This is a genomic window from Streptomyces sp. NPDC005931 (assembly GCF_042871235.1).
Taxonomy (GTDB): domain Bacteria; phylum Actinomycetota; class Actinomycetes; order Streptomycetales; family Streptomycetaceae; genus Streptomyces.
This window is the reverse complement of sequence record NZ_JBIAIG010000009.1, coordinates 141877-154837: the sequence shown is the minus strand read 5'-3', so window position 1 is coordinate 154837 and position 12961 is coordinate 141877. Positions and strand designations below refer to the sequence as shown.

The window sequence follows — 12961 nt, the reverse complement described above, 5'->3', positions numbered from 1 at the left end:
GTCCATACGAACGACCCGATCCCGCCACCCCGCTCCCCGTGATGGACCCGTGAGATCCCCGGTCCGACGGGCCCCGCGACCGGTCCGGGTGCCCGGCCTCCGCGCCCGCACGCGCGTGGCTACGATGGGCCAGCCGGTGGCCAGCAGGGGCCATGCGGCCACACGACCGTCGGGAAGGCCATGCTGAACAAGTACGCGCGTGCATTCTTCACGCGTGTCCTCACGCCGTTCGCCGCGTTTCTCATCCGGCGGGGGGTCAGCCCCGACACGGTCACGCTCATCGGCACCGCGGGCGTGGTGACGGGCGCGCTGGTGTTCTACCCCAGGGGCGAGTTCTTCTGGGGCACGGTCGTGATCACACTGTTCGTGTTCTCCGACCTGGTCGACGGCAACATGGCCCGCCAGCTGGGCCGCTCCAGCCGCTGGGGCGCCTTCCTCGACTCCACCCTGGACCGGGTCGCCGACGGCGCGATCTTCGGCGGGTTCGCCCTGTGGTACGCGGGCGGCGGCGACGACATCGCCCTGTGCGCCGTCTCGATCTTCTGCCTGGCCAGCGGCCAGGTGGTGTCGTACACCAAGGCGCGCGGCGAGTCGATCGGCCTGCCGGTCGCGGTGAACGGCCTGGTCGAGCGGGCCGAGCGGCTGGTCATCTCGCTGGTCGCGGCCGGCCTCGCGGGCCTGCACGCGTTCGGCGTGCCCGGCATCCAGTACCTGCTGCCGGTCGCCCTGTGGATCGTCGCCGTCGGCAGCCTCGTCACGCTGATCCAGCGGGTCGTCACCGTGCGCCGCGAGTCCGCCGAGGTCGAGGCGGCCGAGCGGCAGGAGACCGAGGGGAGCGAGGCCGCCAAGTGAGCGCCCGTGAGCGGCTGATCGACGCCCTGTACGGCGCCGGCTGGGGCACCGTGAAGAAGCTTCCCGAGCCCGTCGCCGTACGGCTCGGCCGGACCATCGCCGACCTCGCCTGGAGGCAGCGCGGCAAGGGCGTGCTGCGGCTGGAGGCCAACTACGCGCGCGTGGTGCCGGACGCGAGCCCCGCGCGGCTCGCCGAACTCTCCCGCGCGGGCATGCGGTCCTACCTGCGCTACTGGATGGAGTCCTTCCGGCTCCCGGCCTGGAGCGCCGAGCGCGTCAGGAGCGGCTTCGCGCCCGACGACCTGCACCACCTGACCGATGGCCTGGCGGCCGGCAGGGGCGTCGTCCTGGCGCTGCCGCACCTGGCCAACTGGGACCTCGCGGGCGCGTGGGTCACCACCGCGCTCGGCATCCCGTTCACCACCGTCGCCGAGCGGCTGAAGCCGGAGACGCTGTACGACCGGTTCGTCGCCTACCGCGAGGGCCTGGGCATGGAGGTCCTCCCGCACAGCGGCGGCTCCGCCTTCGGCACCCTGGCCCGGCGGCTGCGCGACGGCGGCCTGGTCTGCCTCGTGGCCGACCGCGACCTGTCCGCCTCGGGCGTGGAGGTCGACTTCTTCGGCGAGAAGGCGCGGATGCCGGCCGGCCCCGCGCTACTCGCCCAGCAGACGGGCGCCCTGCTGCTGCCCGCCACGCTCTGGTACGACGACTCGCCCGTGATGCGCGGCCGGGTCCATCCGCCGGTCCCCGTACCCCCGTCCGGTACGCGCGGCGAGAAGGCGTCCGCGATGACACAGGCGCTGGCCGACGCCTTCGCCGCAGGCATCGCCGAGCATCCCGAGGACTGGCACATGTTGCAGCGTCTGTGGCTGAAGGACCTCGACCCCGCGCGTGACCCGGGGAATACGGTGGAGTACGACGAGGACGCTGCGAGGGCCGCCGAGAAGGACCGGAAGGGGACCTCGTGAGGATCGGCATCGTCTGCCCGTACTCCTGGGACGTGCCGGGTGGTGTCCAGTTCCACATCCGGGACCTCGCCGAGTACTTCGTCCGCCTGGGCCACGAGGTGTCCGTGCTGGCCCCGGCCGACGACGACACCCCGCTGCCTCCGTACGTCGTCTCGGCCGGCCGCGCGGTGCCCGTCCCCTACAACGGCTCGGTGGCCCGGCTGAACTTCGGCTTCCTGTCCGCCGCGCGGGTGCGGCGCTGGCTGCACGAGGGCTCGTTCGACGTGATCCACATCCACGAGCCGACCTCGCCCTCCCTCGGCCTGCTGACCTGCTGGGCGGCCCAGGGGCCGATCGTGGCCACCTTCCACACCTCCAACCCGCGCTCCCGGGCGATGATCGCCGCGTACTCGATCCTCCAGGCGGCCCTGGAGAAGATCAGCGCCCGCATCGCGGTCAGCGAGTACGCCCGCCGCACCCTGGTCGAGCACCTCGGCGGGGACGCGGTGGTCATCCCGAACGGCGTCGACGTCGACTTCTTCGCCGGGGCGGAGCCCAACCCCGACTGGCAGGGGGACACGATCGGCTTCATCGGCCGCATCGACGAGCCCCGCAAGGGCCTGCCGGTGCTGATGAAGGCCCTGCCGAAGATCCTCGCGGCCCGCCCGCAGGCACGGCTGCTGGTCGCGGGCCGCGGCGACGAGAAGGAGGCCGTCGCATCGCTGCCGCGCGAGCTGCACGCGCGCGTGGAGTTCCTCGGCATGATCAGTGACGAGGACAAGGCCCGCTTCCTGCGCAGCGTCGACCTGTACGTGGCGCCCAACACCGGTGGTGAGAGCTTCGGCATCATCCTGGTCGAGGCCATGTCCGCCGGCGCGCCCGTGCTCGCCTCCGACCTGGACGCCTTCGCCCAGGTCCTCGACCAGGGCGCGGCCGGAGAACTGTTCCCCAACGAGGACGCCGACGCCCTCGCCGAGGCGGCCGTACGCCTCCTGGAGGACCCCGACCGCCGCGCCAAGCTCCGCGAACGCGGCAGCGCCCACGTCCGCCGCTTCGACTGGTCGACGGTCGGCGCGGACATCCTCTCGGTCTACGAGACGGTGACCGCGGGCGCGGCGGCCGTGGCGGCGGACGACCGCACCACGGGGCTGTGGGCACGCCTGGGGCTGGCCAGGGACTAGAGGTACTGAACGCAGGTGTTGTCCACACCGCCGGACTCGATGAGGACGGGGGCCTCCGGTGGAGGGGAGCCGTCCGGAACGGCACGTGCGGCGACTGACGCCGTGGGGCGGAGGTCGTCCCCGGCCGAGGTGTCCGTCCGGGCCGGGGCAGCGCCCCGGTAGCCTTGCCGCCCGTGACCGCAACCCTCATCTGGATCCTCGTAGCCCTCGCCGCCATCGGCCTCTACCTGAGCTGGACGGCGGGCCGCCTGGACCGGCTGCACGCGCGCATCGACGCCGCGCGTGCCGCGCTCGACGCACAACTGCTGCGCCGCGCCTCCGTGACCCAGGAGCTGGCCACCTCGGGGGTGCTGGACCCGGCCGCGTCGATCGTCCTGTACGAGGCCGCGCACGCCGCGCGGCAGGCGGTGGAGGAACAGCGCGAGGTCGCAGAGAGCGAGCTGAGCCAGGCTCTGCGCGCGGTGTTCGCCGACGCCCACCAGGTGGACGCGGTCCGGCAGGCGCCCGGGGGAGAGGAAGCGGCCCGCGAGCTCGCCGAGGCGGTCCGCAGGGTGCCGATGGCCCGCCGCTTCCACAACGACGCGGTACGGGCTGCACGCGCCCTGCGACGGCACCGCAAGGTGCGCTGGTTCCGGCTGGCCGGGCACGCCCCCTTCCCGATGGCGTTCGAGATGGACGACGAACCCCCGGCGGCCCTGGTCGAGCGGGCGGCGTAGCGGCGGTGTCCGCGCCGCGAAGAGCCACCGCGGGACCGCCGCGGACCCAAAAGGATCCACAGGCTTCCCATTGGCCCTTGCTGTGGACTGGTCCCCTCGCGTTTCCTCGGTGAAGCAGTAGCCCTCTTTCTCTTCAGCGAGGTCATTCGTGTCCAGCACGCTCTCCGAAAACCAGGGTCCCGAGACCGGCACCGCACGCGTCAAGCGCGGCATGGCCGAGCAGCTCAAGGGCGGCGTGATCATGGACGTCGTCACGCCGGAGCAGGCCAAGATCGCCGAGGACGCGGGCGCCGTCGCCGTCATGGCCCTGGAGCGGGTCCCGGCCGACATCCGCAAGGACGGCGGCGTGGCCCGCATGTCCGACCCGGACATGATCGAGGGCATCATCGACGCCGTCTCCATCCCGGTCATGGCGAAGTCCCGCATCGGCCACTTCGTCGAGGCCCAGGTGCTCCAGTCCCTCGGCGTCGACTACATCGACGAGTCCGAGGTCCTCACCCCGGCCGACGAGGTCAACCACTCCGACAAGTGGGCGTTCACCACCCCCTTCGTCTGCGGTGCCACCAACCTGGGCGAGGCCCTGCGCCGCATCGCCGAGGGCGCCGCCATGATCCGCTCCAAGGGCGAGGCCGGCACCGGCAACGTCGTCGAGGCGGTGCGCCACCTGCGCCAGATCAAGAACGAGATCGCCCGCCTGCGCGGCTACGACAACCACGAGCTGTACGCCGCCGCCAAGGAGCTGCGTGCCCCGTACGAGCTGGTCAAGGAGGTCGCCGAGCTGGGCAAGCTCCCGGTGGTGCTCTTCTCCGCCGGCGGTGTCGCCACCCCGGCCGACGCCGCGCTGATGCGCCAGCTCGGTGCCGAGGGCGTCTTCGTCGGCTCCGGCATCTTCAAGTCCGGCGACCCGGCCAAGCGCGCCGCCGCCATCGTGAAGGCGACCACCTTCTACGACGACCCGAAGATCATCGCGGACGCGTCCCGCAACCTGGGCGAGGCCATGGTGGGCATCAACTGCGACACGCTCCCCGAGGCCGAGCGCTACGCCAACCGCGGCTGGTAAGGCACCGGATCACATGAACACCCCCGTCATAGGCGTCCTGGCGCTCCAGGGCGACGTACGGGAGCACCTCATCGCCCTGGCCGCGGCCGACGCCGTGGCCAGGCCGGTGCGGCGCCCCGACGAACTCGCCGAGGTCGACGGCCTCGTCATCCCCGGCGGCGAGTCCACCACGATCTCCAAGCTGGCCGTCCTCTTCGGCCTGATGGCCCCCCTGCGTGCCCGTGTCCGAGCGGGCATGCCGGTCTACGGCACCTGCGCCGGCATGATCATGCTCGCCGACAAGATCCTCGACCCGCGCTCCGGGCAGGAGACCGTCGGTGGCATCGACATGATCGTGCGCCGCAACGCCTTCGGACGGCAGAACGAATCCTTCGAGGCCGCGCTCGACGTCAAGGGCATCGCGGGCGAGCCGGTGGAGGGCGTCTTCATCCGCGCTCCCTGGGTCGAGTCCGTCGGCGCCGGGGCCGAGGTTCTCGCCGAGCACGACGGTCACATCGTCGCGGTGCGCCAGGGCAACGCCCTGGCCACGTCGTTCCACCCCGAACTGACCGGCGACCACCGCGTGCACGGCCTGTTCGTGGACATGGTGCGGGCGGACCGGAGAGCCGAGTCCTTGTAGGATTCCTGCGTTCGTTGCAGAGATGGGTTACGCGAAGGAGACAGGCAGATGTCCGGCCACTCTAAATGGGCCACGACGAAGCACAAGAAGGCCGTGATCGATGCCAAGCGCGGCAAGCTCTTCGCGAAGCTGATCAAGAACATCGAGGTCGCGGCCCGGATGGGCGGCGCGGACCCCGAGGGCAACCCGACGCTGTACGACGCCATCCAGAAGGCCAAGAAGTCGTCGGTTCCGAACAAGAACATCGACTCCGCGGTCAAGCGCGGTGCGGGCCTCGAGGCCGGCGGCGCCGACTACGAGACGATCATGTACGAGGGCTACGGTCCGAACGGTGTCGCGGTGCTCATCGAGTGCCTCACCGACAACCGCAACCGCGCCGCCTCCGAGGTCCGCGTGGCCATGACCCGCAACGGCGGCTCCATGGCCGACCCGGGCTCGGTGTCCTACCTGTTCAACCGCAAGGGCGTGGTGATCGTCCCCAAGGGTGAGCTGACGGAGGACGACGTCCTCGCGGCCGTCCTGGACGCGGGCGCCGAGGAGGTCAACGACCTCGGCGAGACGTTCGAGGTCATCAGCGAGCCGACCGACCTGGTCGCGGTCCGTACCGCCCTCCAGGACGCCGGGATCGACTACGAGTCCGCCGACGCCAACTTCGTCCCCACCATGCAGGTGGAACTGGACGAGGAGGGCGCCAAGAAGATCTTCAAGCTGATCGACGCGCTCGAGGACAGCGACGACGTGCAGAACGTCTTCGCCAACTTCGACGTCAGCGACGAAATCATGGAGAAGGTCGACGCGTAACCCGCCGCGAGCGTATTCCGGCTCAACGGGCCGACGGGACACACCCGTCGGCCCGTCGCCTTGCCGGGCGTTGTCGGTGGCACCCGATAGCCTGCACAAACAGGTGACCGAATGGGAGGGGCCGGCGTGCGCGTACTGGGGGTGGACCCGGGGCTGACCCGGTGCGGAGTCGGTGTCGTCGAGGGGGTACCGGGTCGGCCGCTCACCATGCTCGGCGTCGGCGTCGTCCGCACCCCCGTGGACGCCGAACTCGGGGACCGCCTGGTCGCCGTCGAGCGGGGCATCGAGCAGTGGCTCGACGAGCACCGCCCCGAGTACGTCGCCGTGGAGCGCGTGTTCAGCCAGCACAATGTACGCACGGTGATGGGCACCGCCCAGGCCAGCGCCGTCGCCATGCTCTGTGCGGCCCGCCGCGGCATCCCCGTCGCCCTGCACACCCCGAGCGAGGTCAAGGCCGCGGTCACCGGCAGCGGCCGGGCCGACAAGGCGCAGGTGGGCGCGATGGTGACGCGCGTGCTGCGGCTCGCCGCGCCGCCCCGGCCGGCCGACGCGGCGGACGCCCTCGCCCTGGCCATCTGCCACGTCTGGCGCGCCCCCGCGCAGAACCGGCTCCAGCAGGCCGTCGCCCGGCACGCGGGCGGGAAAACGATCGCAACGAAAGGCCGTACGGCATGATCGCCTTCGTCAGCGGCACCGTCGCCGCACTCGCCCCCGACGCCGCGGTCGTCGAGGTCGGCGGTGTGGGCATGGCCGTGCAGTGCACGCCGAACACGCTGTCCACGCTCCGGACGGGGCAGGCCGCCAAGCTGCACACGTCCCTCGTCGTCCGCGAGGACTCCCTGACGTTGTACGGCTTCGCGGACGACGACGAGCGTCAGGTCTTCGAGCTGCTCCAGACCGCGAGCGGCGTCGGACCGAGACTCGCCCAGGCCATGCTCGCCGTGCACCCACCGGACGCCCTGCGCCGAGCGGTCGCGACCGGGGACGAGAAGGCGCTCATCGCCGTCCCCGGCATCGGGAAGAAGGGCGCCCAAAAGCTGCTCCTCGAACTGAAGGACCGCCTCGGCGAACCCGTCGGCGCGCCCGCCGTAGGCGCCCCCACCGGCAGTGGCTGGCGCGACCAGTTGCACGCCGCCCTCATCGGCCTCGGGTACGCGACCCGTGAGGCCGACGAGGCGGTGGCCGCCGTGGCCCCGCAGGCCGAGGCCGCCGACGGCAGCCCGCAGGTGGGAGCGCTGCTGAGGGCGGCCCTCCAGACGCTCAACAGGGCCCGCTGAACGAGCCGGCCCACGGCGGCCCCGTACCACCCATCCGACCGCGACCCGCGAGGCACGAGCAATGAACTGGGACGACACGACCGACACCCCCGCCGAGGAGCGGCTGGTGGGCCCTGTCGCCGACCGTGAGGACCAGGCCGTCGAGGCCGCCCTGCGCCCCAAGGACCTGGGCGAGTTCATCGGCCAGGAGAAGGTCCGCGAACAGCTCGACCTCGTCCTGCGCGCCGCACGCGCGCGTGGCGCCACGGCCGACCACGTCCTGCTCTCCGGCGCCCCCGGCCTCGGCAAGACCACCCTGTCGATGATCATCGCGGCCGAGATGGGCGCCCCCATCCGCATCACCTCCGGCCCCGCCATCCAGCACGCCGGCGATCTCGCGGCGATCCTGTCCTCCCTCCAGGAGGGCGAGGTCCTCTTCCTCGACGAGATCCACCGCATGTCCCGGCCCGCCGAGGAGATGCTCTACATGGCGATGGAGGACTTCCGTGTCGACGTCGTCGTCGGCAAGGGCCCCGGCGCCACCGCCATCCCGCTGGAGCTGCCCCCGTTCACCCTGGTCGGTGCCACCACCCGCGCGGGACTGCTGCCGCCACCGCTGCGCGACCGCTTCGGCTTCACCGCCCACATGGAGTTCTACGAGCCCGCCGAGCTGGAGCGGGTCGTCCACCGCTCGGCGCGGCTCCTCGACGTGGAGATCGACCCGGCCGGCGCCGCGGAGATCGCCGGCCGTTCGCGCGGCACGCCCCGCATCGCCAACCGGCTGCTGCGCCGCGTCCGTGACTACGCCCAGGTCAAGGCCGACGGCCTCATCACCCGGGAGATCGCCGCCGCGGCCCTCGCGGTGTACGAGGTCGACGCGCGCGGCCTGGACCGGCTCGACCGGGCGGTGCTCCAAGCCCTGCTCAAGCTGTTCGGCGGTGGACCGGTCGGCCTGTCCACGCTGGCCGTCGCGGTGGGGGAGGAACGTGAGACCGTGGAAGAGGTCGCCGAACCGTTCCTCGTGAGGGAGGGCCTGCTCGCCCGCACCCCGCGCGGCCGCGTCGCGACTCCGGCGGCATGGGCGCATCTCGGCCTCACGCCGCCCCGCCCGCACGGCGCGGGAAACGGACAAGGGGACCTGTTCGGGGCGTGACGGCGCGCGTGGTGGCCCGGCAGGAACCCCGGTGCCATGCTGAGCGTTGTTCCCTGCGCGCGGACTCGCTTAGACTCCGCCGATGCCGCCCTTGTCGACGGCATCACATACCCCCAACCATCAGGCCGTTCACCATCGCGGTCGTGTGAAGGAAGTTCCGACCCGTGAGTCTCCTGACCCTCCTCCCGTTCATTGTGCTCATCGGGGCCATGTTCCTGATGACCCGGTCGGCCAAGAAGAAGCAGCAAGAGGCCATCGAGATGCGGAACCAGATGCAGCCCGGTTCCGGCGTCCGCACCATCGGGGGCATGTATGCCACGGTCAAGGAGGTCAACGAGGACACGGTCCTCCTCGACGCCGGGCCGGGCGTGGAGCTGCTGTTCGCCAAGAACTCGATCGGCGCAGTCCTGAGCGACGACGAGTACAACCGCATCGTCCACGGCATCGAGCACGACCTGAAGTCCGACGCCGACGTCGTTCCCGACGACGCCTCCTCCCTCACCGAGACCGACGACTCCGCCGACGCTGCCGCCGCCTCCGACGACACGCCCGTCGACCTCGGCAAGAAGGACGCGGCCGACGAGCCGGCCGACGCCACCGCCGAGGCGAAGCCGGACGAGCAGCCGAAGAAGTCCGAGGGCGACTCCGAGGCGAAGTAGTCGTGTCCCGGGGCGCGCGGGCCGGTCCCGCGCGCCCCGGGACATGCCCAGCTCGCACGGAATCCCGACACCATGTCATGGCCGCCCGCCCGCAGACCCGGCGCGAGGCGGCCCGAGAGGGAGTACGAGAAGGTGGCAGCACCCAAAAAGGGCCGGAACCCGAGCGCCCAGAGCAGTCCGTGGCGCTCGCTGGCCCTGATCCTGATCGCCATCGTGGCGCTCACCGGTGGCATGTTCGCGTCCGGTCACACGACGCCGCGTCTCGGCATCGACCTGGCCGGCGGTACGAGCATCACCCTGGAGGCGAAGAACGAGCCGGGCCAGGCCAACGCGATCAACCCGACCAACATGAACACCGCCGTCTCCATCATGGAGCGACGGGTCAACGGTCTGGGCGTCTCCGAGGCCGAGGTCCAGACGCAGGGTGACCGCAACATCATCGTCAACATCCCCAAGGGCACCAACTCCAAGCAGGCCCGGGAACAGGTCGGCACCACCGCCAAGCTCTACTTCCGCCCGGTCGTCGCCACCGAGATCGCCGGGGGCGGCGCAGCCCCGACGCCGAGCGCCACCGGGGGCTCCTCGGGCAAGGACGAGGCGACCGACAAGGCGACCGACAAGGCCACCGGTTCCTCGTCACCCTCCGCCACCGCGAGCCCGTCGGCGAGCCCCACGACTCAGGGCCGCGCGGTCACCGAGGGCCTGAAGGCCGACGCCACCCCGTCCGCGTCCGCGAGCGGCTCCGCCGAAGCCGGGGCCAGCCCCTCCCCGTCCGCGTCCGACGGCACGGCCGGCGACGCCGACGGCAAGCTCCAGGCCCAGTACGCCGCGCTCGACTGCACCAAGGAATCGGTCCGTGCCACGGCCGGCGACGGTGCCAAGCCCACCGAGTCCACCGTGGCCTGCGGCAAGAACGCCCAAGGTCAGTGGCAGAAGTACATCCTCGGCCCCGCCGCCGTCGACGGCACCGACGTCGACAAGGCGAAGGCCGTCCTGAACACCACCTCCGGCGCGGGCTGGACCGTCACGATGGAGTTCACGAACAAGGGCACCAAGAAGTTCGCCGACATCACCGGCGAGCTGGCCCAGAAGCAGAGCCCGCAGAACCAGTTCGCCATCGTCCTGGACGGCGAGGTCGTCTCCGACCCCTACGTCCGCCAAGCCCTGACCGGCGGCAACGCGGAGATCTCCGGCTCCTTCAACCAGCAGTCGGCCGAGGAACTCGCCAACATGCTGTCCTACGGCGCCCTGCCGCTGACCTTCAAGGTGGCGAGCGTCACCACCGTCACGGCCGCCCTCGGTGGTGAGCAGCTCCAGGCCGGCCTGATCGCCGGCGCGATCGGCCTCGCCCTCGTCGTCCTCTACCTGCTGGTCTACTACCGCGGCCTGTCCTTCATCGCCGTCGCCTCGCTGGCCGTCTCCGCAGCCCTCACCTACGTGATCATGTCGCTGCTCGGCCCGACCATCGGCTTCGCGCTGAACCTGCCGGCCGTCTGCGGCGCCATCGTCGCGATCGGCATCACGGCGGACTCGTTCATCGTGTACTTCGAACGGGTCCGGGACGAGATCCGCGAGGGCCGCACCCTGCGCCCCGCCGTCGAGCGGGCCTGGCCGCGCGCCCGGCGCACCATCCTGGTCTCCGACTTCGTGTCGTTCCTGGCCGCCGCCGTGCTGTTCGTCGTCACCGTCGGCAAGGTCCAGGGCTTCGCGTTCACGCTCGGCCTGACCACCGTGCTCGACGTCGTGGTGGTCTTCCTCTTCACCAAGCCGCTGCTGACACTGATGGCCCGCCGCAGGTTCTTCGCGAGCGGCCACAAGTGGTCCGGCCTGGATCCGAAGGCCCTGGGTGCCAAGCCGCCGCTGCGCCGCACCCGCCGCCCCCACGCCCCCGTCGAGACGAAGGAGGCGTAGAGATGTCGAAGCTCGGCACCCTCGGCGCCCGACTGCACCATGGCGAGATCGGCTACGACTTCGTCAAGAACCGCAAGATCTGGTACGGCATCTCCATCCTGATCACCATCACGGCCATCGTCGGCCTGGCGGTGCGCGGCCTGCACATGGGCATCGAGTTCCAGGGCGGAGCGGTCTTCAACACGCCGAAGAACATGAGCGTCTCGGTCGCCCAGGCCGAGGAGTACGCGGAGAAGGCGTCGGGTCACGACGCCATCGTCCAGAAGCTCGGCAACGGCAGCCTGCGCATCCAGGTCTCCGGCATCGACACCGCCCAGGCCGACAAGGTCTCGGCGCAGCTGGCCGAGGACCTGGGCGTCGACGAGACGGACGTCGCCGGCGAACTGGTCGGCCCCAGCTGGGGTGAGCAGATCGCCAACAAGGCCTGGCAGGGTCTCGGCATCTTCCTCGTCCTGGTGGTGATCTACCTTGCGATCGCCTTCGAGTGGCGCATGGCCCTCGCCGCGTTCGTCGCGCTGATCCACGACATCACCATCACCGTCGGCATCTACGCTCTCGTCGGCTTCGAGGTCACACCGGGCACGGTGATCGGTCTGCTGACCATCCTCGGCTATTCGCTCTACGACACGGTGGTCGTCTTCGACAGCCTCAAGGAACAGACGAAGGACATCACCAAGCAGACCCGCTGGACCTACAGCGAGGTCGCCAACCGGTCGATCAACAGCACCCTGGTCCGCTCGGTCAACACCACCGTGGTCGCGCTGCTGCCGGTGGCGGGCCTGCTGTTCATCGGTGGCGGTGTCCTCGGCGCCGGCATGCTGAACGACATCTCGCTGTCGCTGTTCGTCGGCCTCGCCGCCGGTGCGTACTCCTCGATCTTCATCGCCACCCCGCTCGTCGCCGACCTCAAGGAGCGCGAGCCGGCCATGAAGGCGCTGAAGAAGCGGGTGCTGGCGAGGCGGGCCCAGGGCGCGATCGCGGACGAGCCGGCGGACGCCGCTCCCGCCGAGGGGGCGTACGAAGGGGACGCCGACGACGCCGCCCCCGCGGTCGTCGGTCCCCGCAGCCAGCCCGCCTCCCGGGGCCGCGGCCGGGGCCGACCCTCCGGGAAGCGCCGATGACCGACATCAAGGACCTGCTGCTCAGCCGCATCCGTGACGTGGCGGACTACCCGCAGCCGGGGGTGATGTTCAAGGACATCACCCCGCTCCTGGCGGACCCGCCCGCGTTCGCGGCGCTCACCGACGCGCTGGCCGAGATCGCCGGCCGGACCGGAGCCACCAAGGTCATCGGCCTGGAGGCCCGCGGCTTCATCCTCGGCGCCCCGGTCGCCGTCCAGGCCGGCCTCGGGTTCATCCCGGTGCGCAAGGCGGGCAAGCTCCCCGGAGCCACCCTCAGCCAGGCGTACGACCTGGAGTACGGCAGTGCCGAGATCGAGGTGCATGCGGAGGACCTCTCCGCGGACGACCGCGTCCTGGTGATCGACGACGTACTCGCCACCGGCGGCACCGCCGAGGCGTCGATCCGCCTCGTGCGCAGGGCGGGCGCCGAGGTCGCGGGCCTCGCCGTGCTGATGGAACTCGGCTTCCTCGGCGGCCGGGCCCGGCTGGAACCGGCGCTCTCGGGCGCGCCGCTGGAGGCCCTCCTGCTGCTCTGACCCGCGCATGCGCACCACGGGGCTTGCGTCCCGCCCCCGCTGCGGGGGGCGGGACGCAAGCCCCGCCGCTTTCCGCCGTGCCGGTGGACGTCCCGCTCACAGAGCGCACGCCGCCGGTTCATCAAAGTGATTGACATGCTTGGGTCAGT

At 71.3% G+C, this 12961-nt stretch carries 14 protein-coding genes; all 14 read left to right on the top strand.

The genetic code is table 11. The features are described from left to right. Nucleotides 1-180 precede the first annotated feature (180 nt). The 14 genes from pgsA to ACFYOV_RS21560 all read left to right on the top strand — a co-directional run bounded on the left by pgsA (nt 181) and on the right by ACFYOV_RS21560 (nt 12812). On the top strand, nt 181-852 hold the full coding sequence (pgsA, locus tag ACFYOV_RS21625; protein ID WP_389089845.1) for a phosphatidylinositol phosphate synthase: 672 nt from the start codon (nt 181-183) through the stop codon (nt 850-852). After that, nucleotides 849-1820, top strand: coding sequence for a phosphatidylinositol mannoside acyltransferase (locus ACFYOV_RS21620; protein WP_389089843.1), 972 nt, complete (start codon nt 849-851; stop codon nt 1818-1820). The genes pgsA and ACFYOV_RS21620 overlap by 4 nt, the downstream gene beginning before the upstream one ends. Further along, the gene (locus ACFYOV_RS21615) at nt 1817-2980 is read left to right on the top strand and encodes a glycosyltransferase family 4 protein (protein WP_389089842.1); all 1164 of its coding nucleotides are present in this window, start codon (nt 1817-1819) and stop codon (nt 2978-2980) included. The genes ACFYOV_RS21620 and ACFYOV_RS21615 overlap by 4 nt, the downstream gene beginning before the upstream one ends. Nucleotides 2981-3153: 173 nt before the next feature. Next, on the top strand, nt 3154-3696 hold the full coding sequence (locus ACFYOV_RS21610; RefSeq protein WP_389089840.1) for a hypothetical protein: 543 nt from the start codon (nt 3154-3156) through the stop codon (nt 3694-3696). A gap of 148 nt (nt 3697-3844) precedes the next feature. After that, on the top strand, nt 3845-4756 hold the full coding sequence (gene pdxS / locus ACFYOV_RS21605; protein WP_093768304.1) for a pyridoxal 5'-phosphate synthase lyase subunit PdxS: 912 nt from the start codon (nt 3845-3847) through the stop codon (nt 4754-4756). A 13-nt stretch (nt 4757-4769) separates the two neighbouring features. Next, a complete protein-coding gene (gene pdxT / locus ACFYOV_RS21600) occupies nt 4770-5375 on the top strand; it encodes a pyridoxal 5'-phosphate synthase glutaminase subunit PdxT (protein ID WP_389089839.1) in 606 nt (201 codons plus the stop codon). Nucleotides 5376-5423: 48 nt separating this feature from the next. Further along, nucleotides 5424-6176 (top strand): YebC/PmpR family DNA-binding transcriptional regulator, encoded by a 753-nt coding sequence (locus tag ACFYOV_RS21595; RefSeq protein WP_389089837.1) that lies wholly within the window; start codon nt 5424-5426, stop codon nt 6174-6176. 126 nt (nt 6177-6302) lie between these two features. After that, nucleotides 6303-6851 (top strand): crossover junction endodeoxyribonuclease RuvC, encoded by a 549-nt coding sequence (ruvC, locus tag ACFYOV_RS21590; protein ID WP_389089836.1) that lies wholly within the window; start codon nt 6303-6305, stop codon nt 6849-6851. After that, nucleotides 6848-7453 (top strand): Holliday junction branch migration protein RuvA, encoded by a 606-nt coding sequence (gene ruvA / locus ACFYOV_RS21585; protein ID WP_389089834.1) that lies wholly within the window; start codon nt 6848-6850, stop codon nt 7451-7453. The genes ruvC and ruvA overlap by 4 nt, the downstream gene beginning before the upstream one ends. Nucleotides 7454-7514: 61 nt before the next feature. Then, nucleotides 7515-8585, top strand: a complete 1071-nt coding sequence (gene ruvB / locus ACFYOV_RS21580) for a Holliday junction branch migration DNA helicase RuvB (RefSeq protein WP_389089833.1) — start codon at nt 7515-7517, stop codon at nt 8583-8585. A gap of 164 nt (nt 8586-8749) precedes the next feature. Continuing rightward, nucleotides 8750-9244 carry a preprotein translocase subunit YajC gene (gene yajC, locus ACFYOV_RS21575; protein ID WP_389089832.1) on the top strand — a complete coding sequence of 165 codons (495 nt, stop codon included), beginning with the start codon at nt 8750-8752 and terminating at the stop codon, nt 9242-9244. Nucleotides 9245-9376: 132 nt separating this feature from the next. After that, a complete protein-coding gene (gene secD / locus ACFYOV_RS21570) occupies nt 9377-11155 on the top strand; it encodes a protein translocase subunit SecD (protein WP_389089831.1) in 1779 nt (592 codons plus the stop codon). A gap of 2 nt (nt 11156-11157) precedes the next feature. Next, nucleotides 11158-12276: a protein translocase subunit SecF gene (gene secF, locus ACFYOV_RS21565; RefSeq protein WP_389089829.1), complete on the top strand. Its 1119-nt coding sequence runs from the start codon at nt 11158-11160 to the stop codon at nt 12274-12276. Next, the gene (locus ACFYOV_RS21560; protein WP_389089827.1) at nt 12273-12812 is read left to right on the top strand and encodes an adenine phosphoribosyltransferase; all 540 of its coding nucleotides are present in this window, start codon (nt 12273-12275) and stop codon (nt 12810-12812) included. The genes secF and ACFYOV_RS21560 overlap by 4 nt, the downstream gene beginning before the upstream one ends. Nucleotides 12813-12961: the final 149 nt, after the last annotated feature.

Excerpts from the sequence above, each read along its gene's own strand:
- secF (WP_389089829.1), top strand. The coding sequence starts at position 11,158 with ATGTCGAAGCTCGGCACCCTCGGCGCCCGACTGCACCATGGCGAGATC.
- pdxT (WP_389089839.1), top strand. The coding sequence starts at position 4,770 with ATGAACACCCCCGTCATAGGCGTCCTGGCGCTCCAGGGCGACGTACGG.
- ruvB (WP_389089833.1), top strand. The coding sequence starts at position 7,515 with ATGAACTGGGACGACACGACCGACACCCCCGCCGAGGAGCGGCTGGTG.
- pgsA (WP_389089845.1), top strand. The coding sequence starts at position 181 with ATGCTGAACAAGTACGCGCGTGCATTCTTCACGCGTGTCCTCACGCCG.
- ACFYOV_RS21560 (WP_389089827.1), top strand. The coding sequence starts at position 12,273 with ATGACCGACATCAAGGACCTGCTGCTCAGCCGCATCCGTGACGTGGCG.
- ruvA (WP_389089834.1), top strand. The coding sequence starts at position 6,848 with ATGATCGCCTTCGTCAGCGGCACCGTCGCCGCACTCGCCCCCGACGCC.
- ACFYOV_RS21595 (WP_389089837.1), top strand. The coding sequence starts at position 5,424 with ATGTCCGGCCACTCTAAATGGGCCACGACGAAGCACAAGAAGGCCGTG.